Annotated in this window: 23 protein-coding genes and 1 tRNA gene; 13 read left to right on the top strand and 11 right to left on the bottom strand. The window is 65.9% G+C overall.

Annotated elements, in window-relative coordinates; genetic code table 11:
• The 3 genes from yhhC to ACTHJR_RS06135 all read left to right on the top strand — a co-directional run.
• The coding region (gene yhhC / locus ACTHJR_RS06145; RefSeq protein WP_440522242.1) for a cyclophane-containing peptide 2OG-Fe(II) oxygenase YhhC at positions 1–521 on the top strand (521 nt) is incomplete at its 5' end.
• A 185-nt stretch (positions 522–706) separates the two neighbouring features.
• Positions 707–1,363 (top strand): aKG-HExxH-type peptide beta-hydroxylase, encoded by a 657-nt coding sequence (locus ACTHJR_RS06140; protein ID WP_440522241.1) that lies wholly within the window; start codon positions 707–709, stop codon positions 1,361–1,363.
• Between the two features lie 166 nt (positions 1,364–1,529).
• Entirely contained in the window at positions 1,530–3,311 is a 1,782-nt protein-coding gene (locus ACTHJR_RS06135) for an ABC-F family ATP-binding cassette domain-containing protein (RefSeq protein ID WP_440522240.1), read from the top strand.
• A gap of 4 nt (positions 3,312–3,315) precedes the next feature.
• Here ACTHJR_RS06135 and ACTHJR_RS06130 read toward each other — a convergent pair whose 3' ends face one another.
• Entirely contained in the window at positions 3,316–4,314 is a 999-nt protein-coding gene (locus ACTHJR_RS06130; protein WP_440522239.1) for a GSU2403 family nucleotidyltransferase fold protein, read from the bottom strand.
• Positions 4,315–4,525: 211 nt separating this feature from the next.
• On the opposite strand from ACTHJR_RS06130, the gene ACTHJR_RS06125 reads away from it, so the two are divergent.
• The 3 genes from ACTHJR_RS06125 to ACTHJR_RS06115 all read left to right on the top strand — a co-directional run bounded on the left by ACTHJR_RS06125 (position 4,526) and on the right by ACTHJR_RS06115 (position 5,812).
• A tRNA-Gly gene (locus ACTHJR_RS06125) sits at positions 4,526–4,599 on the top strand.
• Between the two features lie 45 nt (positions 4,600–4,644).
• The gene (locus ACTHJR_RS06120; protein ID WP_440522238.1) at positions 4,645–5,217 is read left to right on the top strand and encodes a DUF488 domain-containing protein; all 573 of its coding nucleotides are present in this window, start codon (positions 4,645–4,647) and stop codon (positions 5,215–5,217) included.
• On the top strand, positions 5,198–5,812 hold the full coding sequence (locus ACTHJR_RS06115) for a uracil-DNA glycosylase family protein (protein ID WP_440522237.1): 615 nt from the start codon (positions 5,198–5,200) through the stop codon (positions 5,810–5,812). Before ACTHJR_RS06120 ends, ACTHJR_RS06115 begins: the two co-directional genes overlap by 20 nt.
• Here the strand turns inward: ACTHJR_RS06115 and ACTHJR_RS06110 are convergent.
• From ACTHJR_RS06110 to ACTHJR_RS06090, 5 genes are read right to left on the bottom strand one after another with little or no spacing between them, the layout of a single operon-like run.
• On the bottom strand, positions 5,807–6,031 hold the full coding sequence (locus ACTHJR_RS06110; RefSeq protein ID WP_440522236.1) for a DUF2945 domain-containing protein: 225 nt from the start codon (positions 6,029–6,031) through the stop codon (positions 5,807–5,809). The genes ACTHJR_RS06115 and ACTHJR_RS06110 overlap by 6 nt on opposite strands.
• Before the next feature lie 18 nt (positions 6,032–6,049).
• Positions 6,050–6,436, bottom strand: coding sequence for a hypothetical protein (locus tag ACTHJR_RS06105; protein ID WP_440522235.1), 387 nt, complete (start codon positions 6,434–6,436; stop codon positions 6,050–6,052).
• A complete protein-coding gene (locus ACTHJR_RS06100; RefSeq protein WP_440522234.1) occupies positions 6,433–6,975 on the bottom strand; it encodes a hypothetical protein in 543 nt (180 codons plus the stop codon). Before ACTHJR_RS06100 ends, ACTHJR_RS06105 begins: the two co-directional genes overlap by 4 nt.
• Positions 6,972–7,730 (bottom strand): competence/damage-inducible protein A, encoded by a 759-nt coding sequence (locus ACTHJR_RS06095; RefSeq protein ID WP_440522233.1) that lies wholly within the window; start codon positions 7,728–7,730, stop codon positions 6,972–6,974. The genes ACTHJR_RS06100 and ACTHJR_RS06095 overlap by 4 nt, the downstream gene beginning before the upstream one ends.
• Before the next feature lie 49 nt (positions 7,731–7,779).
• A complete protein-coding gene (locus ACTHJR_RS06090) occupies positions 7,780–8,658 on the bottom strand; it encodes a hypothetical protein (protein ID WP_440522232.1) in 879 nt (292 codons plus the stop codon).
• Between the two features lie 114 nt (positions 8,659–8,772).
• On the opposite strand from ACTHJR_RS06090, the gene map reads away from it, so the two are divergent.
• Positions 8,773–9,597, top strand: coding sequence for a type I methionyl aminopeptidase (gene map / locus ACTHJR_RS06085; RefSeq protein WP_440522231.1), 825 nt, complete (start codon positions 8,773–8,775; stop codon positions 9,595–9,597).
• A 203-nt stretch (positions 9,598–9,800) separates the two neighbouring features.
• Here the strand turns inward: map and ACTHJR_RS06080 are convergent, their stop codons facing one another.
• Positions 9,801–10,973: a sterol desaturase family protein gene (locus ACTHJR_RS06080; RefSeq protein ID WP_440522230.1), complete on the bottom strand. Its 1,173-nt coding sequence runs from the start codon at positions 10,971–10,973 to the stop codon at positions 9,801–9,803.
• A 110-nt stretch (positions 10,974–11,083) separates the two neighbouring features.
• On the opposite strand from ACTHJR_RS06080, the gene ACTHJR_RS06075 reads away from it, so the two are divergent.
• On the top strand, positions 11,084–13,255 hold the full coding sequence (locus tag ACTHJR_RS06075) for a PQQ-dependent dehydrogenase, methanol/ethanol family (RefSeq protein ID WP_440522229.1): 2,172 nt from the start codon (positions 11,084–11,086) through the stop codon (positions 13,253–13,255).
• Positions 13,256–13,343: 88 nt separating this feature from the next.
• Here ACTHJR_RS06075 and ACTHJR_RS06070 read toward each other — a convergent pair whose 3' ends face one another.
• A complete protein-coding gene (locus ACTHJR_RS06070; protein ID WP_440522228.1) occupies positions 13,344–14,171 on the bottom strand; it encodes a helix-turn-helix domain-containing protein in 828 nt (275 codons plus the stop codon).
• Between the two features lie 89 nt (positions 14,172–14,260).
• Between ACTHJR_RS06070 and ACTHJR_RS06065 the strand changes: the two genes are divergently transcribed.
• On the top strand, positions 14,261–15,109 hold the full coding sequence (locus tag ACTHJR_RS06065; protein ID WP_440522227.1) for an alpha/beta fold hydrolase: 849 nt from the start codon (positions 14,261–14,263) through the stop codon (positions 15,107–15,109).
• Positions 15,110–15,166: 57 nt separating this feature from the next.
• Here the strand turns inward: ACTHJR_RS06065 and ACTHJR_RS06060 are convergent, their stop codons facing one another.
• Entirely contained in the window at positions 15,167–16,240 is a 1,074-nt protein-coding gene (locus tag ACTHJR_RS06060) for a S41 family peptidase (RefSeq protein WP_440522226.1), read from the bottom strand.
• Positions 16,241–16,323: 83 nt separating this feature from the next.
• On the opposite strand from ACTHJR_RS06060, the gene ACTHJR_RS06055 reads away from it, so the two are divergent.
• The 3 genes from ACTHJR_RS06055 (at position 16,324) to glnA (ending at position 18,847) form a co-directional block, all read left to right on the top strand.
• A complete protein-coding gene (locus ACTHJR_RS06055; protein WP_440522225.1) occupies positions 16,324–16,830 on the top strand; it encodes a MarR family winged helix-turn-helix transcriptional regulator in 507 nt (168 codons plus the stop codon).
• A gap of 129 nt (positions 16,831–16,959) precedes the next feature.
• Positions 16,960–17,298 (top strand): P-II family nitrogen regulator, encoded by a 339-nt coding sequence (locus tag ACTHJR_RS06050; protein ID WP_440522224.1) that lies wholly within the window; start codon positions 16,960–16,962, stop codon positions 17,296–17,298.
• 136 nt (positions 17,299–17,434) lie between these two features.
• Complete coding sequence (glnA, locus tag ACTHJR_RS06045; protein ID WP_440522223.1) at positions 17,435–18,847, top strand: type I glutamate--ammonia ligase; 1,413 nt, start codon at positions 17,435–17,437, stop codon at positions 18,845–18,847.
• Between the two features lie 160 nt (positions 18,848–19,007).
• On the opposite strand, the gene ACTHJR_RS06040 is transcribed toward glnA, so the two are convergent.
• Both ACTHJR_RS06040 and ACTHJR_RS06035 read right to left on the bottom strand, forming a co-directional pair.
• Positions 19,008–19,490, bottom strand: a complete 483-nt coding sequence (locus tag ACTHJR_RS06040; RefSeq protein ID WP_440522222.1) for a hypothetical protein — start codon at positions 19,488–19,490, stop codon at positions 19,008–19,010.
• Between the two features lie 66 nt (positions 19,491–19,556).
• On the bottom strand, positions 19,557–19,865 hold the full coding sequence (locus ACTHJR_RS06035; RefSeq protein ID WP_440522221.1) for a hypothetical protein: 309 nt from the start codon (positions 19,863–19,865) through the stop codon (positions 19,557–19,559).
• Positions 19,866–19,969: 104 nt separating this feature from the next.
• Between ACTHJR_RS06035 and ACTHJR_RS06030 the strand changes: the two genes are divergently transcribed.
• Positions 19,970–20,572, top strand: coding sequence for a flavodoxin family protein (locus ACTHJR_RS06030; RefSeq protein ID WP_440522220.1), 603 nt, complete (start codon positions 19,970–19,972; stop codon positions 20,570–20,572).
• Positions 20,573–20,580 lie beyond the last annotated feature (8 nt).

Here is a 20,580-nt window from a genome sequence, read left to right as displayed (position 1 = left end):
TCGGCGAGCTGCTGTCGGAGGAAACAGCGGGTGCGTTGCTCGACTGGCTGGATACCGACGCGCCCTGGAGGCTTCGGATCGCCGACTTCTATGAGCAGCACGAATTCTCCATGCTCGAGTGCGCTCTTCCTCCTTCGGTTGCCCATATCGTGTCGGACGACTTCGTCGCCGAGATCGGGCGTCAGCTATCGGCCCGTCTGGACGCTCCTCCGCTCGCGTTGGTCGACGTTGCCGTGCATCGTCTGGTCAAAGGGCAGAAGATCCGGATCCACAATGATCATATCGGTGACGCCGAAACCCACCGCCTAGTCGTGCAATTGAACCGCGGCTGGCGCATGGAACAAGGCGGGCTGTTCATGATCTTCGCCGACGATGACCCCGAAAGTGTCGCGGATGTGATGCTGCCCGTCCATCGCAGCGCGTTCGGATTCGAGATTTCCAGGCGGTCGCACCATGCCGTCTCCACCATCCATGCCGGCAGCCGGGACTCGCTTGTCTACACGTTCCGGCACGCAGCTTGACCGCTCTTCACGATCGGATTCGCGCGGCGCTGGCGACCCGTAATGCGCGCTGGTACGAAGGAGTGGCGGCAACACTAGCGGCGCGGGAATGGTCCCGGCTCATCAGATTAGGAATTGATCCGGGAAATTACGGGTCGGCAAGATTCCTGAGCGGGAGTCCTGCTGCCCCTCGTCTTGGATCCCTAATGCTCGATCCGGGCCTGGGGCGAGCCGTCCCGCTTGAGCAGTTCGATAAGCTGATGCTGGCGCGTTACGGCGTGATCGGCCTGCGGGAGCCAAAGCCCGATTTTGATGAAAACCATTTCCGGGCCGAGTTCGCCCAGGCTTTGCGGCTGATTGATATTGCGCCGGCAGCCGGAGAAGCCGTGCGCAGCCTCGTCTGGTCGATCACGCCGGTCGGTGTCGAGGGTCCGGACTATGACACCGGCTATAGCGATCCCGCACTGCCGTTCTCTATCTTCATCGGCGCGCACGCCGCAAGCGACCAGGTACCGGCTATCCGCCTCGCCGAAGGGGTATTGCATGAGGCAATGCATTTGCAGCTCAGCCTCATCGAAGATTTGGTGCCTCTGGCTGGCGCGAGCGGCGAATGGCGCTACTCGCCTTGGCGGAAGCGAGAGCGACCGATCCAAGGCGTCCTGCATGGACTGTATGTCTTTCGAGTTGTCCAGGACTGGCTTCGGGTGATTGTTGCCGGCACGTCCGTCGCTGGCAGAGATATCGCTCATGCGCAGCTTCGCATCTCAAAGATCGATGAGGAGTGTGCCGAGCTGACCGATCTCGCGGCGAGCAATGATTTGACCCCAGATGGTCAGATACTTGCAGCGGCACTTGTCGATTAGCTAGCCCGCATCGTGTCATGTCGGTCGCGATGCGCACGAACTCTGCACGCGCATAGAAGCCTGCTCTTGTCTTTATGAAGCTAACACCGGTCGGTCGCTTAGGTCCCAACTGCAGCCCCCTTCCCCCATTGCCCGCCCCCCAAGCTCCCCCTAAGTACCCCGCCGCATGCCCGCTCCCATCCTATCCTATGAAGACCTCGGCCTCGTTCAGGGCGCCGGTTGGCTGTTCCGTCACCTCGACCTGCATATCGGCGAGCGCGATCGGCTGGCGCTGATCGGGCGCAACGGCGCGGGCAAGACCACGCTGATGAAGCTGATCGCCGGGACGATCGAGTCGGACGAGGGCCGGCGGACGATCGTGCCCGGCACCAAGGTGATCCTGCTCGAACAGGATCCCAGGGTCGACGGTTTCGCGACGCTCGCCGATTTCGTGATGGCCGGCGCCGATGCCCCTGCGCGGCACGAGGCGGATGCGATCGCCGACCAGCTCGGTATCGATCTGTCGCGAGAAGCCGCTTCCGCCTCGGGCGGCGAGCGGCGGCGGGCGGCGATCGTCCGGGCGCTGGCGCAGGACCCCGACGTGCTGCTGCTCGACGAGCCGACCAACCATCTCGACATCGCCGCGATCGAGTGGCTCGAACAATGGCTGACGCGCTTCACCGGTGCGTTCGTCGTGATCAGCCACGACCGCACCTTCCTCACCCGGCTGACGCGCCAGACATTGTGGCTCGACCGCGGCACGATCCGCCGCAGCGAGATCGGCTATGGCGGGTTCGAGGCGTGGACCGACCAGGTCTATGCCGAGGAACAGCGCGCCGCCGAGAAACTCGACGCCAAGCTGAAGCTCGAGGAGCATTGGCTGCAGCGCGGCGTCACCGGGCGCCGCCGCCGCAACATGGGCCGCCTGGCCAAGCTCAAGGAAATGCGCGCCGAACGCGCGGCGATGCTGGGGCCGCAGGGTGCCGCCGCGCTGGTGACGGGCAGCGACGACGTCAAGACCAAGGTGGTGATCGACGCCAAGCATGCGTCCAAGGGCTTCGACGGGCGGACCATCATCCGCGACCTCAACCTGCGCATCACGCGCGGCGACCGGATCGGCATCGTCGGGCCCAATGGCGCGGGGAAGACCACGTTGCTCAAGCTGCTGACCGGCGAGCTCGAGCCCGACAGCGGCCAGATCAAACTGGCCAAGACGCTCGACGGCGTGGTGATCGACCAGCAGCGCAAGCTGATGGCGCCCGACAAAAGGGTGCGCGACGTGCTGGCCGACGGCGGCGACTGGATCGACGTACTCGGCACCAAGAAGCACATCCACGGCTATCTCAAGGACTTCCTGTTCGATCCCAATATGGTCGTGGCGCGGATCGCAACCCTGTCGGGCGGCGAGCGCTCGCGGCTGTTGCTGGCGCGCGAATTCGCGCGGCGCTCGAACCTCTTGGTGCTCGACGAGCCGACCAACGATCTCGATATGGAGACGCTCGACCTGCTCCAGGAAGTGATCGCGGATTATGACGGCACGGTGCTGATCGTCAGCCACGACCGCGATTTCCTCGACCGCACGGTGACGCTGACATTGGGGCTCGACGGGTCGGGCAGCGTCGATGTCGTGGCGGGCGGCTATGCCGATTGGGAAGCGAAGCGGAAACGGCGGCCCGAGGCGAAGAAGCCCGCGGCGAAACCCGCCGCCGCACCGGCGGTGGAGAAGCCTAAAGCGGTGAAACTCAGCTACAAGGACCAGCGCGACTACGACCTGCTGCCGAAGCGGATCGAGGAGATCGAGGGAGCGATCGCGCGGGACGAGGCGGCGCTGGCCGATCCCGCGCTCTACACGCGCGATCCCGACAAGTTCGCCGCGCTGACCAAGGCGATCGAGACGGCGCGTTCGGAGAAGGATGCCGCCGAGGAACGCTGGCTGGAACTCGCCGAGCAGGTCGAAGCGCTGGGGTGACCCGCTACCAGCCGGGTGCCGGCCCTTCCTGTCGCTGCTCAGCCCAGCGCACGAACATCGGCGCCAGATCGCCGGGCAATTGCGCTTCGAACGCGTCGTCCAACGGGTAATGCGGCATCGTCGCGGCTATGGCGTCGAGCAACACCATCCCCTGCCGCCGATCCTTGCCGCGCTTGAGAGGATTGCGCTTGGCCTGTTCGGCCATCCACAATTTCTGCAACGCGAACCAACGCGGATCGGGCGCGACGATCCGCGCCGGGCTGCCGTCGCGGCAGATCACCACCTGATCGACCGGCCGGCCCAGCAGCAGCCATTCCTGTTCCGGCAACGGCATGGGCCGCGGACGATCGGTCCGCGCCAATGACCCGAGGCGCGACGGCGCGACCAATATCTCCACCTCATAAGCCTTGGCGTTGCGCGCCTGGAACGTCCGTTCGCTATTCACGGTGAAGGTGGGATCGACCGCCTTGAGCAAGTGCCACAATATCTGTTCGCCATCGCTCTCCCGCGTTTCGGTCCAGGCCAGATCGAAGTCGGCGGTTTCGTCCGGAAGATCGCGGATGAACCCGCCGGCCTCGAGCGCATAGGCCGCCATGGTGTTGGTCCCTACCACGAGCAACGCGCCATCGAGCAGGCCGCGCCGATCCGCTTCGCGCAGGATCGGGCCCGCTTCATTGGCGATCATGGGCAGACGAAGCGCGCGGGCAAGCCGAGACGATTCGTCCAATGCCGCCTTGCTGCCGTCGCGTCGCGCCTTTGCGTCCGCCTTCTGCGCCCGATACGCGTCGAGGCGCCGCTCCTGGTCGTCGGACCAGGGGCCCAGGCTCTTGCCGTTGCCGTTGCGATCGTGAATCTCGTAGAGATAGGTATACCCCGATATCTGCTTGCGTTTGAGATCGTACGGCAACGCGGCGAGCGATCGCTCCGCGTCGATCCACACTTCATAGCGTTGCCGCAGATTGATCAGGGTCCGCGCCTGCTCATCCGAAAAAGGAGCGATCATGCTTGTCGTTATCCCGCAGTCACCGCCTGATCAGACTCTAAATTGCCTATCACGCCGCGCGCTTGTAGCGATTTATCCCGCAAATTTCAATTTTTCCGATTTCGCGGGATAAACGCCGAGCGCCGGGCCGATGCCGTTCGAGAAATTCATCCGGCTCGTCAGCGCGCTTGCACGCCGGCGCGACTCTCTGTATCCGCGCTGGCCTGCCCGGGCGGGTATGGTGAAATGGTATCACAGTAGCTTCCCAAGCTTCTAGCACGGGTTCGATTCCCGTTACCCGCTCCATCTTCTCAGGAAAGCATCGCGACCCCATCTTGGGGGTTCGCCGGCATGACTGAACAAGCACCGCAAGACAGGCACTGGCCAACCGGCACGATCTTCACGGTCGGCCATTCGACATTGCCGATCGATCGCTTCATCGCCCTGCTGCGCGCTTACGGCATCGAGCGGATGGCCGACATCCGCACGGTCCCGCGCTCGCGGCACAATCCGCAATTCGAGGGGACCGCACTGGCGGAGAGCCTGCCCGAAGCGGGGATCGACTATGTCCCGATGCCGGCGCTCGGCGGGCTGCGCCATGCGCACAAGGACTCGCCCAATGCCGGTTGGCGCAACAAGAGCTTCCGCGGCTATGCCGATTACATGCAGACCGATTCCTTTCGCGATGCCGTCGAGACGCTGATCGCGATGGGTCGGGAGAAGCGCGTCGCGATCATGTGCGCGGAAGCGGTGCCGTGGCGATGCCACCGCTCATTGGTCGCCGACGCGCTGATGACGCGCGACGTGCCGGTGGTCGAGATCTTCTCCGACGACAAATATCGCCTGCACAAACTGACGCCGTTCGCGGAGGTCGAGGGCACCATCATCACTTATCCGCCCGAGCATGCCTGCACCGATTGCTGATCCGTCCGTCGACGACGCGCTCGACCGCTTGCTCGGCGAGATCCGCGCCTGCGTAGGGTGCGCGGAAGCGCTTCCCTCCGGCCCGCGTCCCATCGTTCAGGCCGCCCGCGACGCACGGCTGTGCATCATCGGCCAGGCGCCGGGGCGCAAGGTGCACGAGACCGGCATTCCGTGGGACGATCCCTCGGGCGTCCGGCTGCGCGACTGGCTGGGGATCAATGCCGCACAATTCTACGATCCCGCCAGGGTCGCGATCATGCCGATGGGCTTCTGCTATCCGGGCAAGGCGCCGTCGGGCGACAATCCGCCGCGCCCCGAATGCGCGCCACTGTGGCACGACCGGCTGCTCGCCGAATTGCCGCGGGTCGGCCTGACCTTGCTGATCGGCCATTATGCCCAGGCGCGCTATCTCGGCGCGCGGCGCAAGGCGACGATGGGCGATACCATCCGGGCGTGGCGGGACTATCTGCCGACCGGCTATCTTCCCCTGCCCCACCCCTCGCCGCGCAATACGCCTTGGCTGGTCAAGAACCCGTGGTTCGAGGCCGAGCTCCTCCCCGAAATTCGCGCGGCCGTCCGATCGCTCGACTTATGATCGCGGCCCCGGCAGCTTCCGCAACGCCTTGCGCTTGTGCATCGCAACATGGTCGGTCTTGTCGCTCTTGATCTCATATTGCGGCGCGTCGGCCGACGCGTGGTGGGTATAGCCCTTATAGTCGACGTCACGAATGTGGATCGCGACGATCGTGCCGCGGACGCGCCCGGCTTCCGAATTCCAGCTGACGTGGTCGCCGACCTTCAATGGCTTGCTCATGCGGGGCCCCGCGCCGCATTATTGCGGCGTCGCGCTCGCCCGCACGTGCGGGAAAGTGTTCTTGGGCTGCGGCACGCCACTCACCGTGAAGGTCCCGCCGGGTACCAGGGTGACCCTATATTCCCCCTGATCGTCGCAGGTGACCAGCCACACCGGCCGGCCTTCGTCGCGCGGCTTGTCGACGATCGAGACGATCTTCTGGCAGGTGTAATCGGCGTCGTAGATCGCGCGGAAGAAGGTGAGGCGCTTGCGGACCGGGTCGAGCGCGCGGATCTTGGCCTCCATCGGATCGGGCGTAGCCCCCGGCGCCGGCGCGGCCGCATTGGCGTTCGTCGTAGCGCCGCTGTTGCCGCCGCAGCCCGACAGCAGGGTCGCCAATACCAGCACCATCGCTCCGCTTTTCATGGCCCTTCTCCTTCTGCTCCCGTAACAACGCGCGACGCCGCACTCGCGTGCCATCCCTCGATCGCCAGCGTGCCGCCGGCAAAAGCGGGATCGTCGGTCACTTCCGCCACGCACCAGCACGGCGCGACGACCGCCGCCAGCGCCGCCTCGTCGTCCGCCGAAACCTCGGCCAGGATCAGCCCGGCGAGTGCGCCCTCGAACACGTCGATCGCGAAGCCGTTGCCGACATCGTGCCGGCGCTTGACCAGCGGCGCGGCAGGTAGCGCCGACAGCACGGCATGTTCGGCGGCGTCGAGATAGATGTTGGTCATCGGCCGCGACGACAGGCCGGCGCCCGGATATTTCTTGCCGAGCTTGAACACCGGCGGCGCGCCCGGCGCGGTGACCTTGCGCAGCCTGAGGCCGGTGCCCGGCAGGTAGAGATCCTCGATCAGCCGCGCCGTGGCCGCATCGAGCGCGGGCATCGTGGCGCGATCGACCAGGAACCGCCGCTCGCGCTCGGCGATGCTGTATTTCGGGCCCTGGTCGGGCGCGCTCAAATGCCCTCCGCGACGACCGCGCGGCCCGCCGCCTCCAATCGCCGGGTGAGGTCGGCGACGGTCGCGTCGACCAGCGCCTGATCGGGACTGCGCACGACGAAATTGGCGCCGACACGCCCCTCGCGAAAGAACGGATAGCTGCCGATGGCGACGCCCTCGTGCGCTTTCTCGGCCTCCCGCAGGATGTCGGCGACTTCGCTTTCGGGCACCCAGCAGCCGATCGAGCGACTGATCACCGGTCGCCCGCCCTCGAGCGTCCCGGTCAACCCGTCGAGCATCCCCGCAGTGATGTGCGGCACGCCCGCCATGATGAAGACGTTGCCGATGCGGATGCCCGGCGCGCCCGACATGCGGTTCTCGATCAGGTCGGCGCCCTCGGGCACGCGCGCCATCCGCTTGCGCGCGTCGGTCAGGCCGCCGCGGCTTTCGTAATAACGTTCCAGCGTGGCGACCGCCTTGGGGTGAAAGGTCACGCCCACACCCAAAGCCTCGGCGATCGCGTCGACGGTGATGTCGTCATGCGTCGGGCCGATCCCGCCGGTGGTGAACAGATAGTCGTTGCGCGCGCGCAGCTGATTGACCGCCTCGACGATCGCGTCGGTGACGTCGCCGACCACGCGGACCTCGGCCAGGCGAATGCCCTGGACGTTGAGCCAGGCGGCGATCTGCGCGACATTCTTGTCCTGCGTGCGCCCCGACAGGATTTCGTCGCCGATCACGACGAGCGCCGCGGTCCAGATGCGTTCTCCGGTCATCGCCCGGTGCTGTAGCGGCAAGCGCGGGCGCCCGCCACGGCAAAGCGCGTCAGATCGTCGTGCGCCGACCGAAGGTGCGGATCGCCGGGCCGGCCGGCGGCATGGGATCGGGCATCGACCGCGCCGGGATGGGGTACGCACGGTCGAACCGGCCGACCCGGGCCAGGGCGCGCTGCGGAGCCCAATATTGGCCGGTATAGAGCCGCACCGTTTCGGCGACCGCGGCGGCACTGCACGAAGGGCATTCGGCAAGGCGGTAATACCAGTCGACCGCCCCGACGCCCGGCGCACTGGTTTCGGAGTTCATCGCGCGCAAGGCGACCAGCCGAGCAGCGGGGTCGGTCGGCATGCTCTGGCGCCGCGCTTCGAACACCCGCTTCTCGTCGAAGCGCAATTTGTCCCATAGACTATCGTGCATCGGCACATGGCAGCGCTCGCACCATATCGCCGGCGGCAATCTGGCGGTGAAGACGTAGCTCGCCGCGGCATAAGCGGCCGTCTGGAACAGCTCCATGATATAGCCCGTCGCGCCGACATTGACGGTCCCGCCCGGGGAGAACTCGATCCGCGCATGGCCGAGCGTGGCGCGGAGATAGGCAAGGAAGCTCATCGTGCGGTGAAGCGGGATGCCATCGACCTCGGCGCTCCAATAGCCGAGGAAGCGGATCAGCATCACCGTCACGACGGCAATGGCGACCGCGACCAGCGCCAGCCAGGGAGTCGATGGCCGTCTGACCCGGCGCCCGGCGACGTAGAACCCCCAGCCACCGACAAGGCCGAGGACGAACGCTCCCAGCGGCAGGATCAGCTTCGCCCATAATTTGAGCACATCAACGTCGAGCCAATGGTAGAAACCGTACCAGCACAGGATCGCGAGCAATTGGGTCGCGATGCCGCCGATGATCGTGGTCGCCGTGCCCGCCTTCATGTCGCGCCCTTCCCTTTGCCGCTTGCCGGGCGCGACTCTCGCGGCAAAGCGTCAAAATCCGGTAATCGCGGGTCGACGCTCGCAACGCGGCGCGTCTCGGACTATATGCATGGCATGACCGAATATGTGACCGTCACCAGCGACATGAATCTCGCGCGCAATGGCGCGATCAAGCTCTATGGCCGCGATGCGTTCGAGGGGATGCACCGCGCCGGCCGCCTCGCCGCCGAAACGCTCGACATGCTCGTGCCGCACGTCGTTCCCGGCGTGACCACTGCAGAGCTCGACGACCTGATCCGCAATTTCATGATCGCCGGCGGTGCCGCGCCCGCGACGCTCGGCTATCGCGGCTATACGCATTCGAGCTGCATCTCGATCAACCATGTCGTGTGCCACGGCATCCCGTCCGACCGTCAGCTCAAGGACGGCGACATCGTCAATATCGACGTGACGCCTTTGCTCGACGGCTGGCACGGCGACACCAGCCGGATGTTCCTCGTCGGCGACGTGCCGATCAAGGCGAAGCGGCTGGTCGACGTGACTTATGACTGCCTGATGCTCGGGATAGAGCAGGCCAAGCCCGGCAACACGATGGGCGACGTCGCCCACGCCATCCAGACGCATGCCGAACGGCACCGGTTCGGCGTGGTGCGCGACTTCTGCGGCCACGGCGTCGGCAAGCTGTTCCACGACGCGCCCGAGGTCGTCCATGTCGGCCGGCCCGGCACCGGTCCCGAACTCAAGCCGGGCATGATCTTCACGATCGAGCCGATGATCAACATCGGCAAGCCCGACGTGAAATTGCTCGACGACGGCTGGACCGCGGTGACCCGCGACCGCTCGCTGTCGGCGCAGTTCGAACATTCGATCGGCATCACCGAGGACGGCTGCGAGACCTTCACGCTGAGCCCCAAGGGGTACAACCAGCCGCCGTATTGAGAGCCGGCGACGGATTTAGCGGAGCTAATCCAAGCGAATTAGGCGCTCACGGCCGGCGGCGCTGCCAGCGCCGACCGACGACGCGGCCTTGCCGCGGCACTGCCAGAGGCTCGAATGTCATCACTGGCGGCACGGCGGACCCCGGCACAAGACCGGGGTGGCGACGTAAGGGAAATCGACAGCGGACTATTTTGCGCGAAGGCTCAGTGCCCTGCGTCGGCCTTCGCCGCGTCGATCGCCTTCTGGCTGCGCACGAACGGGTAGGCGAGTTGCCGCCAATAGCCGTTCGGCATCCTCTCGGGGATACCATAGCTTTGCGGCCATCGGCCCGGCGGCAGGTGGAAGGTGCCGAACAATTTATCCCACAAGGGAAAGTGGATCGCGAAATTGACGTCGACCGCTTCGGCCTCGAGCCCGTGGTGCCAATGGTGGAAGCGCGGGGTCACCATGACGTGGCCGAAGCGATCGAAATCGCCTTTCAGATTGGCATGGACCAGCCCCGAATAGACATAGACCAAAGCGACATAGGCCTGCATCACCGACGGCAGGAAGCCGAAGGTCAGCAGCGGCAGCGAGGTCACGCCGCGCAACAGGATGATCTCGACGAAATGCATCCGCGCCCCGGCCAGCCAGTCCATCGCCTTGGCCGAATGGTGCACCGCATGGAATCCCCACAGGAACGGCACGCGGTGGAACGCGCGGTGGAACCAATATTGCGCGAGGTCGGTGAGCAGCATCGCCTCGATGAACTGCACCACCCACGGCTGGCCGCCGACCGCCGCGCGGATACCGGCGAGCGAGACGGTGTTGGCATTGATGATGCTCGACGGCGCCAGCGCGAGATAGGTGAAGATCTGCACCAGCATCGAGCTGATCAGATAATAGAACAGGTCCTCGCGCCATTCGGTGCGGAACAGCCGCTGATCGCGATTGTGCGGCCAGAAGCGCTCGATCGGCGCGAACATCAGGCCGGCCGCGATCAGATTGACGACGAAGAAGTCGACCCCGAAGAACACGCCCCAATCGTGCGTTTCTCGTGCGGACACGTTGGCACCGCCGAGCAGCGCCGCGCCGATGCCGATCGCCAGCGCGGTGAAGCCGATCGCCTTTTGCGTGCGCAGCATCAGGCTGAGCAGCGCCAGCGCGTAGCTCGCGAGCAAGACCGCATGGACGACCGGCCGGAACCACAAGGTCTTTTCGACCGCTTCGAGTTCGGGAGTCGCGAACCAGCCGGGCCAGCGTAGCGCCGCGACCAGCCCGAAACCGGCGATCGCCAGGACGAGCGCGAAGAAGCCCGAATACCAGCCGCTGCCGAATTTGCGGATCGCGACGGGCGCTTCGAGATCGTCGCGCAATTGCTCGAGTGGATTGGCCATCGGATACCCCTATCCCGACACCGGTTAAGCAGAGTCTATCATGCCGCCCTTCGTCGCGCTATCGATTGCGGCGACTCTTCGAAGAAAGAGTATGGCGGAGGGGTAACGATATGCGAGGCTGGATCGCGTTATTGGCAGCGGCCGTGCTGGCCGGGTGCGGATCGGGAAGCGACAATTCGCCGGCCCCATCGGGCGCGGTGGGCGCCGCCAAGATCGATTCCGCCTATCTCGCCACCGGCGGCAACGGCGCCGACTGGGCGATGACCGGCTATAATTACGACGAGCAGCGCTTCAGCCCGCTGACCCAGATCAACGCCGGCAATGTCGGCTCGCTCGGCCTCGCCTGGTATGCCGACATGCCCGATGCCCGCGGCCAGGAATCGACCCCGGTGGTGATCGACGGAACGATCTACGTCACCGGCCCGTGGTCGAAGCTGTTCGCTTATGACGCTCTGTCGGGCAAGAAGCTGTGGGAATATGATCCCGGCGTCGACAAGACCAAGGGCGTCCAGGCGTGCTGCGACGTGGTCAATCGCGGCGTGGCGGCGTGGAAGGGCAAGCTCTTCCTCGGCACGCTCGACGGCCGGCTGATCGCGATCGATGCGCCGACCGGCAAGCCGCTATGGACCGTCCAGACCACCGACACTGCCAAGCCCTATACGATCACCGGCGCGCCGCGCGTGGTGAAGGGCATGGTGATCATCGGCAATGGCGGCGCCGAATTCGGCGTGCGCGGCTACGTCACCGCCTATGACGCCGATACCGGTGCCAAGCGCTGGCGCTTCTACACGGTGCCCAATCCCAGCCTCGCCGCCGATGGCGAAGTGTCGGACGGCGTGCTGTCAAAGGCGGCGAACTCGACCTGGTCGAAGAACGGCCAATGGAAGCAATCGGGCGGCGGCGGCACGGTGTGGGATTCGATCGTCTACGATCCCGAGCTCGACCAGCTCTATCTAGGCGTCGGCAACGGCTCCCCCTGGAACCACGGCCTGCGCTCGGAAGGCGAGGGCGACAACCTGTTCCTGTCGTCGATCGTCGCGCTGAAACCCGATACCGGCGAATATCTCTGGCATTATCAGGAGACGCCGGGCGAGAGCTGGGACTTCACCGCGACCCAGCCGATCGTCCTCACCGACCTGACGATCGACGGCCAGAAGCGCAAGGTGCTGATGCAGGCGCCGAAGAACGGCTTCTTCTTCGTCGTCGACCGCACCAACGGCAAGCTGATCAACGCCGGCAAGTTCATCAAGACGGTCAATTGGGCCGACAGCTACGATCTCCAGACCGGGCGGCCCAACGAGAATCCCGACGCGCGCTTCTACAAGACCGGCAAGCCCTTCCTCGCGGTGCCGTCGGCGCTAGCCGCACACAACTGGCAGCCGATGAGCTTCAATCCCAAGGCCGGGCTGGCCTATGTACCAGCGCAGGAACAGGTCGGACTCGCCTATATTCCACCCGACGCCGCCGGCGGCACGCGCGAGCCGATCGGCTTCAACGTCGGCACCAACATGTCGGCCGGCATGTATCCGCACGACGCCAAGACCGTCGCCGCGATCACCGCCGGCGCGACCGGCGCGCTGGTCGCCTGGGATCCGGTCGCCAACAAGGAGCGCTGGCGGGTCGATTATCCGACCCCGTGGAACGGCGGCACCATGACCACCGCGGGCAATCTGGTGTTCCAGGGCACCGCGCTCGGCGAGTTCCGCGCTTATGCCGCGGACACCGGCAAGCAGCTCTGGGCCTATCCGACGCAATCGGGGATCATGGCCGGATCGGTCACCTTCACCGTCAAGGGCCAGCAATATGTCGCGGTGCTGACCGGTCGCGGCGGCGCGCTGCCGCTGTCGATCGGCTATGCGATCGGCGCGGCGAAGAACGTTCCGAACTTGCCGCGCCTGCTGGTGTTCAAGCTCGGCGGCACGGCGCAATTGCCGGCGCTGGTCCCGCTGCCGGCGGGGCCGTTCAACCCGCCGCCCTCGACCGCCAAGCCCGACCAGATCGCCGCCGGGCAGCAATTGTTCGGCCGCTATTGCCAGGTCTGCCACGGCGCCAGCGCGGGCGGCGGCGGGGTGCTGCCGGATTTGCAACGCTCGGGCGTGCTCGCGGATGCCGATACGTGGAAATCGATCCTGATCGACGGTGCGCTGTCGAAGCAAGGGATGGTCAGCTTCGCCAAAGTGATGACTCCGGAACAGGCGCAATTGATCCGTTTCTACGTCATCGACGAGGCTAACTGGGCGAAGAGGAATCTGCCGCAAGGGTCGGCTGCGACGGATAAATAGCTCGCCCCACCATCGTCATCCCAGCGAATGCTGGGATCTCAAGCCGCATCGCGCATCGCTGGAGACCCCAGCTTTCGCTGGGGTGACGTCAGGGCGCCCCCGGGCACAGCGCCCGCATCGCCTCCGCGGTCTCGGCATCGGCGGGCAGGAAGGTCTCGAGCGCGAGATCGTCCAGCGTGAGGTCGATCGGCGATCCGAACACGGTGCGGGCGCTGTAGAAGGACAGGATGCGGTCGCCGCGCTGAAAGCGGAACGGCACCGCGACCTCGGCGAAATCGCGTGGGCGGACGTCGGATGCGGGCCCCTTGGGATAGAGATCCATCTCCTCGCGCAACGCGATCAGCGTGGTATCGCCGCTCTGCGCGATCTCGCGGTCGAGCGCACGCAGCAGGAATCCCCGCCACTCCGCCAGATTGACGATGTTCCGCGACACGCCGTCGGGATGAAGCGTCAGCCGCAGCACGTTGACCGGCGGTTCGAGCAGCGCCGGATCGACGCCCTCGACGAGCGGCGCCAATGCGCGATTGGCCGAGATCATCGTCAAATGGCGGTCGACGACCAGCGCCGGAAACGGCTCGTGCGCGGTCAGCACCGTGTCCAGCGCGGCGCGCACCGCATCGAGCGCCGGATCGGCGAAATCGCGCTGCGGAAAGGCCGGCGCGAAGCCCGCTGCGAGCAGCAAGGCATTCTGATCGCGGCGCGGCACGTCGAGTTGTTCGGACAGGCGCAGCAGCAGGTCGCGGCTGGGTCGAGCGCGCCCCGTTTCGACGAAGCTCAGGTGGCGCGGTGAGACATCGGCGTCGAGTGCAAGGTCGAGCTGGCTGACCCGGCGCCGCGTGCGCCACTCACGCAGGATCGTCCCGACATCGCTCGAACTCTGCACCATCAGCCATCCTTTCGGCACCATCCTAGCCATGCGGCGACGCGGCGCCATTACCTGGCAGGTAATTGGAACGCTCCTTCCCGATCCGCATCATCGCCGCACCAACCCCAAGGAGACCGACCATGTACGCGATCACCGACCTAGCTCCCCGCGCCGCCAAGCGTGCCAGCCGCGGCTTCGTCGCGACGGCTGACGGCGAGCAGCTTTACTATGAGGACATGGGCGACGGCCCGACCCTGCTGTTCGTCCACGGCTGGACGATGAACACCGAGTTCTGGGAGCGCCAGACCGCCGATCTCGTGCGGCAAGGGCATCGCTGCGTCGCCTACGATCAGCGCGGTTGCGGAAGGTCGTCGCCGGCCGCATCGGGCCACGACCTCAATGGCTTGGCCGACGATCTCGCCGCGGTGATCGATGCGCTCCGGCTCGACCGCGTGACCCTGGTCGGGCATTCGATGGGCGCCTGCCAGATCGCGCGCTATCTCGCACGGCACGGCGTCACGCGCATCGCCCGGGCGATCCTGGTCGCCGGCACCGCGCCGGGACTGTTCCCCGATCCGGCGAGCCGCACCGCTCCGCTCGCCGCGCAAGTCACCGCGATGATGGCCGACCGTCCGGCGTTCGTGGCGGCAATGGCGCAGCCCTTCTTCGCGCCCGAGCGCGTGTCGCCCGACATGATCGCCTGGGGCACCGGACTGGTGCTGCGCGCGACGCTTCACGCCGCGATCGAGCACACTCGTACCAACATCAATGCCGATGTCCGTGCCGACATGGCGGCCTTCACCTGCCCGACACTGATCGTCCATGGCGATGCCGACCACAGCTGCCCGATCGAGGGGAGCGGCGCGCTGGCACATGCGATGATCCCGGAGAGCGAATTGCTGATCTATGAGGGCGCCTCGCACGGCCTGCCGCTCACCCGCGGCGAGCGGCTGGCGGCCGATATTGCCGCGTTCGTCGCGCGGAGGTGAGGCCAGAAAGCATCCAAAACCTCCTCCCTGCGAGCAGGGAGGGGAGTTTGATACGACCTAGACCAGCGCTCCCGCGCGCTTGAGCGCTTCCTGGAGCGCGAGCGTGGGGGCGACCGCGACGTCGGGGACGATCCCGGTTCCTTCCCAATCCTTGCCGGTCGCCGGATCGATCGTTCGGCCGACCGGCAGGAACACCGCCAGTCCGCCGCCGATCGATTCGAACCCGCCGAAATGATTAGCGCCCGCCGTGGTCTCGCCGATCAGCGTGGCGCGGCCGGTGTGCTTGAAGGCGAGCGCGAGATGCTCGGCCGCCGACGCGGTGCGGCCCGAGGTCAGGTAGAAGGCCTTGGCGCCAAACAGCCGGGTCTCGTCGGCCCTGGGCACGACATAATGTTCGGTGCGGACGATCCCCGGCGCCGCGCCGCTCGCCGGGCGGATGAAGGCGTCGCCGTCGAACGCATTGCCGCGCGCCTTGGCGATCGAGGCGACCATTTCCATCTGCACCAGCACCGCCGGCTTGGCGAACAGATAGGGCAGCATCGCGTTCATCTGGGCGACCCCGCCGCCGCCATTGTAGCGGCAATCGATGATCACCGCCTTGGCCGTCGCATGCTCGCGCATGAACCGCTCGCTCGCCGCCGCGACGTCGGGATCGTCGGGGAAGCCGATGAAGCGGATATAGGCGACGTCCCTGGCGATCCAGCCGGCATCCTCGATTACCGCGCGGCGCATCGGCTGCGGTCCGGCGGCACTGCGAGGCGGGGCGGCGGCAGGCTGCGGGCCGGCCGCGCCGGCCGCGGGTTTGGGCCGGTTGCCGGGATCGAGCATCTCGACCGGAATCACCCGCAAGTGACGATCGATCGAGACGGCCGCGAGATCGGCGGTCAATCGTTGCCCGAGCTCGGCGGGATCGGTGATACCCTTATAGGCCCCGGCCGCCGCTTTCTGTCGCAGCATCGCGGCGTAGCGCTTACCGGTTTCGGGAATGACGTAGCCACTCTCGAGCAGATCGGCGAGCGCCAGCGCCGGGTCGCCATTGGGTGCCGCCGGCCCCTCCAACGCTCCCGCTTGGCCGCTGCCGAGCGCGGCGATCGCCGCCGCCGACAATGTCAGAAATGCCCGCCGATCCATCAATCGATCCTCCCCGACTACATTTGTAAGCGTAAGCGCTTATACATTTTGCCCGCGGCCTGTAAAGCAGCTACGATACGCGCATGACCGTCCACACCGCCGCCAGTTTCGGCACCGCGTTGCGCCGCCTGATCGATCATCTCGATGGCGCGCTCGAACGCGCCTATCGCGACGACGGCCTGGACTTCCGTCCGCGCTACACGCCGGTCGTCCGCGCGCTGGTCGCCGATGGACCGCAAAGCATCCGCGCACTCGCCGACCGGCTCGGCGTGTCGCATTCGGCGGTCAGCCAGACGGTATCGCAAATGGCGGCGGCCGGACTGGTCGCGGTGACGCGCGGCGAGGAGGACGCGCGCCAGCGGATCGTCGCGCTGACCCGCACGGCCCAGGCGCTGCTGCCGCGTCTCCAGGATCATTGGCGCGCGGCGCGCATCGCCACCGCCTCGCTCGACACCGAAACCGGTGGGGTGCTGGTCGAGGTGATCAACCGCGCCAATGAAGCGCTCGACCGCCGCCCGTTCGCCGACCGGCTAATGTCGCTGCGCAAGGAACGTGCCGCCGCAACGGGCAATCGCAACGGCGCTGCCTAATTTAGAGGCAATTGATCGACCCGCCCGCGACCCCTCGCGCGGCCATGCCCTCCGCGCGAATTCTGGCACGCTTCATGTAAGGCGCCTGCGCATATACTCGTTAGAGCGGGAAACCGGGGACATAGCCGCGTGAAGAAGATCGAAGCGATCATCAAGCCGTTCAAGCTGGACGAGGTGAAGGAGGCGCTGCACGAAGTCGGCGTCAGCGGCATCACCGTGACCGAGGCCAAGGGTTTCGGCCGCCAGAAGGGCCATACCGAACTCTATCGCGGCGCCGAATATGTCGTCGACTTCCTGCCCAAGGTGAAGCTGGAAGTCGTGGTCGAGGACAATCTCGCCGAGCGCGTGGTCGAGGCGATCGCCCAGGCCGCGCAGACCGGCCGGATCGGCGACGGCAAGATCTTCGTCATGCCGGTCGAGACCGTGCTCCGCATCCGTACCGGCGAACGCGACGAGGCGGCGATTTAACAGATTTCCCCTCCCGCTTGCGGGCGGGGTCGGGGGAGGACCTGTCCCGGGGCGGCAACCTTCCTCGTTTAGCAACCGACACGCCCTCCCCTAACCCCTCCCGCCAGCGGGAGGGGAATATGATGAAGGAATACCCATGGCGACGACCGCGAACGACGTTCTCAAGAAGATCAAGGACGAGGAGATCGAGTGGGTCGATCTGCGGTTCACCGACCCCAAGGGCAAGTGGCAGCACCTCACCATGGTCTCGACCGTGGTGGGCGAGGACGAGCTGACCGACGGCTTCATGTTCGACGGTTCGTCGATCGAGGGCTGGAAGGCGATCAACGAGTCGGACATGATCCTCAAGCCCGATCTGGACGCGGTCTATGTCGATCCGTTCTCGGCCACGCCGATGCTGATCCTGGTCTGCGACGTCGTAGAGCCATCGACCGGCGAGCTCTATTCGCGCGACCCGCGCTCGACCGCCAAGCGCGCCGAGGCGTACCTCAAGACCACCGGCATCGGCGACACCGTCTATGTCGGTCCCGAGGCCGAGTTCTTCATGTTCGACAACGTGCAGTTCGAAACGAGCTACGCGACGTCCTATTACAAGATCGACGACATCGAGCTGCCGACCAACTCGGGCCGCGAATATGAAGGCGGCAACCTCGGCCACCGCCCGCGCGCCAAGGGCGGCTATTTCCCGGTCGCGCCGGTCGACTCGGCGGTCGATATCCGCGGCGAGATGGTCTCGACCATGATCGAGATGGGCCTGCCGTGCGACAAGCACCACCATGAGGTGGCGGCCGCGCAGCACGAGCTCGGCCTGACCTTCGGCACGCTGACCGAAACCGCCGACCGCATGCAGATCTACAAATATGTCGTGCATCAGGTCGCGCATGCCTATGGCAAGTCGGCGACCTTCATGCCGAAGCCGATCAAGGAAGATAACGGCTCGGGCATGCACACCCATCTATCGATCTGGCAGGGCAAGGAGCCGCTGTTCGCGGGCAACGGCTATGCCGGCCTGAGCGACATGTGCCTGTATTTCATCGGCGGCATCATCAAGCACGCCAAGGCGCTGAACGCTTTCACCAACCCGACCACCAACAGCTACAAGCGGCTGGTGCCGGGTTACGAAGCGCCGGTTCTGCTGGCCTATTCGTCGCGCAACCGCTCGGCGTCGTGCCGCATCCCCTACGGCACGGGCGCCAAGGCCAAGCGCGTCGAAGTCCGCTTCCCCGACGCGATGGCCAATCCGTATCTCGCTTACGCGGCGCTGTTCATGGCCGGCCTCGACGGCATCCAGAACAAGCTCCACCCGGGCGATGCGATGGACAAGAACTTGTACGACCTGCCGCCGGCGGAGTTGGCCGAGGTTCCGACCGTGTGCGGCAGCCTGCGCGAGGCGCTCGACAGCCTGGAAGCCGATCACGACTTCCTGCTCAAGGGAGACGTGTTCTCGAAGGACCAGATCGAGGCCTATATCGAAATCAAGCGCGCCGATGTCGCGCGGTTCGAGATGACCCCGAGCCCGGTCGAGTTCGATATGTACTACAGCGCCTGAGGCGCGGCCACGACCGCGCCGGTGCGCTTCGGCGCACAGGCGCTGTCGGCCGGCCTCGCGCAGCGAGGACCGACGACGCGGCTTCGCCGCGTCGGAACCAGGCAAAAAAGAACGGGCGCCCGGATCCGATCCGGGCGCCCTCTTTTGTCTCGTCGGCCGGTCAGATCCGGTAACGGAAAGCGAACTTGTACCCTTCGTAGAGCGCGATGCCGAGGAACAGGATGTCCATCCCGTCGGCCGCGTTCATGAACAGCGAGACGGTTCCGTTCGCCCCCAAGTCGGCGAAGGCCGTCGCGAAGGACAGATTCTCCAGCTTCGCGAGCATGGCGACATCGGCCAGTGCCGTGCCCAATGCCCAACCCAACGCCGCGCAGGCTGCCCCCAGGATGCCGAATTTCTGGTCGACACCCTTGCCGGTCGCGCGCACCGCGTAACCGACGACGGCGCCCACCGCGATCGCCATCAATCCCAGAGCGTAGCCGCTGACATAGACGACCACCGCCCATAGGATGGCGCCGACCAGTGCCGCGACGATACCGGCCGGCACCGCCAGTGCGAAATTCTGCTGGCTGCGCAACATCGCCAGCGCGTCGTCATGGTTCATTTGCTCGAACTCGGGCGGTTCGATCGCTGCTTCCGTCATTGAGAGTCCCCCTTCTTGCGTTCCAAGCCCCGAGCATAACCGCAACGCGCGAGCGGGAAAGGTCATTCAATCCGATCGTCCAGCCCGCACCGCGCCGAAATGCTGCGCGAGGTAGAGACCGATCGCCAGCCAGCCGAGCGCCGCGACGACGATCCCGAGGTTGCGATCGATCATCGGCAGCCGCCACAGCAGCAGCGCGACACCGGCGGCGAGATTGGCCGTGCCCCATAGGAAATTGATCGTCGGCGACGAATGACCGATGCCGCGCGGCCGGGCGAACGGCGTCGGAAACGGCTCGCCGCGCAGGCCCGCCGCGAGATGCGGGATGGCATTGCACAGCAGCGCCCCCGCCAGGAACAGCACCACCCAGATCATCGCCCCCGCTCCCCCTTTTTGCCGTTGTGCCATCGGCCACGCCCGTCTGGCAATGGAGCCGCCCCATTGCTGTCGCGTTGATCCCGAAACCACGGGAGACGGACATGACGGTCAAGGCCATAGCGCTCAATTGTACGCTCAAGACCGAGGGCGAATCCTCTACCGACGCGATGATCGACGTGCTGAAACAGGCATTCGCCAAGGCGGACGTCGAGGTGACCGAGACGGTTCGCGTCGCCGCGCTCGACATCAAGCCCGGCGTTACCTCCGACGAAGGCGACGGCGACGACTGGCCGGCGCTGCGGCGGAAGGTTCTCGATCACGACATCCTGATCCTGGGCGGCCCGATCTGGCTGGGCCAGGTCGGCAGCATCGCCAAACGCGTGATGGAACGGATGGACGCCTTTCTCGACGAGACCGACGATCACGGCCGGATGCCGAGTTACGGCAAGGTCGCGGTCGCCGCGATCGTCGGCAACGAGGATGGCGCGCACGGATCGTCGGCGCAGATCTTCCAGGCGCTCAACGACCTGGGCTGGACCATTCCGGCGGTCGCCGCCTGCTATTGGGTCGGCGAGGCGATGGGGTCTGTCGACTTCAAGGATCTCGCGCAGACTCCCGACAAGGTGCTGAAGACAGCGACCATGGTGGCCGGCAACGCGGCGCATCTCGTGCAATTGCTCAAGGAAAAGCCCTATCCTGGGTAAGCGGGATG

It is taken from the genome of Sphingomonas sp., from assembly GCF_051962185.1.
GTDB lineage: Bacteria > Pseudomonadota > Alphaproteobacteria > Sphingomonadales > Sphingomonadaceae > Sphingomonas.
This window is presented reverse-complemented; position numbering and strand designations above follow the sequence as displayed.

Excerpts from the sequence above, each read along its gene's own strand:
- ACTHJR_RS06140 (WP_440522241.1), top strand. The coding sequence starts at position 707 with ATGCTCGATCCGGGCCTGGGGCGAGCCGTCCCGCTTGAGCAGTTCGAT.
- ACTHJR_RS06135 (WP_440522240.1), top strand. The coding sequence starts at position 1,530 with ATGCCCGCTCCCATCCTATCCTATGAAGACCTCGGCCTCGTTCAGGGC.
- ACTHJR_RS06130 (WP_440522239.1), bottom strand. The coding sequence starts at position 4,314 with ATGATCGCTCCTTTTTCGGATGAGCAGGCGCGGACCCTGATCAATCTG.
- ACTHJR_RS06120 (WP_440522238.1), top strand. The coding sequence starts at position 4,645 with ATGACTGAACAAGCACCGCAAGACAGGCACTGGCCAACCGGCACGATC.
- ACTHJR_RS06115 (WP_440522237.1), top strand. The coding sequence starts at position 5,198 with ATGCCTGCACCGATTGCTGATCCGTCCGTCGACGACGCGCTCGACCGC.
- ACTHJR_RS06110 (WP_440522236.1), bottom strand. The coding sequence starts at position 6,031 with ATGAGCAAGCCATTGAAGGTCGGCGACCACGTCAGCTGGAATTCGGAA.
- ACTHJR_RS06105 (WP_440522235.1), bottom strand. The coding sequence starts at position 6,436 with ATGAAAAGCGGAGCGATGGTGCTGGTATTGGCGACCCTGCTGTCGGGC.
- ACTHJR_RS06095 (WP_440522233.1), bottom strand. The coding sequence starts at position 7,730 with ATGACCGGAGAACGCATCTGGACCGCGGCGCTCGTCGTGATCGGCGAC.
- ACTHJR_RS06090 (WP_440522232.1), bottom strand. The coding sequence starts at position 8,658 with ATGAAGGCGGGCACGGCGACCACGATCATCGGCGGCATCGCGACCCAA.
- map (WP_440522231.1), top strand. The coding sequence starts at position 8,773 with ATGACCGAATATGTGACCGTCACCAGCGACATGAATCTCGCGCGCAAT.
- ACTHJR_RS06080 (WP_440522230.1), bottom strand. The coding sequence starts at position 10,973 with ATGGCCAATCCACTCGAGCAATTGCGCGACGATCTCGAAGCGCCCGTC.
- ACTHJR_RS06075 (WP_440522229.1), top strand. The coding sequence starts at position 11,084 with ATGCGAGGCTGGATCGCGTTATTGGCAGCGGCCGTGCTGGCCGGGTGC.
- ACTHJR_RS06070 (WP_440522228.1), bottom strand. The coding sequence starts at position 14,171 with ATGGCTAGGATGGTGCCGAAAGGATGGCTGATGGTGCAGAGTTCGAGC.
- ACTHJR_RS06065 (WP_440522227.1), top strand. The coding sequence starts at position 14,261 with ATGTACGCGATCACCGACCTAGCTCCCCGCGCCGCCAAGCGTGCCAGC.
- ACTHJR_RS06060 (WP_440522226.1), bottom strand. The coding sequence starts at position 16,240 with ATGGATCGGCGGGCATTTCTGACATTGTCGGCGGCGGCGATCGCCGCG.
- ACTHJR_RS06055 (WP_440522225.1), top strand. The coding sequence starts at position 16,324 with ATGACCGTCCACACCGCCGCCAGTTTCGGCACCGCGTTGCGCCGCCTG.
- glnA (WP_440522223.1), top strand. The coding sequence starts at position 17,435 with ATGGCGACGACCGCGAACGACGTTCTCAAGAAGATCAAGGACGAGGAG.
- ACTHJR_RS06040 (WP_440522222.1), bottom strand. The coding sequence starts at position 19,490 with ATGACGGAAGCAGCGATCGAACCGCCCGAGTTCGAGCAAATGAACCAT.
- ACTHJR_RS06035 (WP_440522221.1), bottom strand. The coding sequence starts at position 19,865 with ATGATCTGGGTGGTGCTGTTCCTGGCGGGGGCGCTGCTGTGCAATGCC.
- ACTHJR_RS06030 (WP_440522220.1), top strand. The coding sequence starts at position 19,970 with ATGACGGTCAAGGCCATAGCGCTCAATTGTACGCTCAAGACCGAGGGC.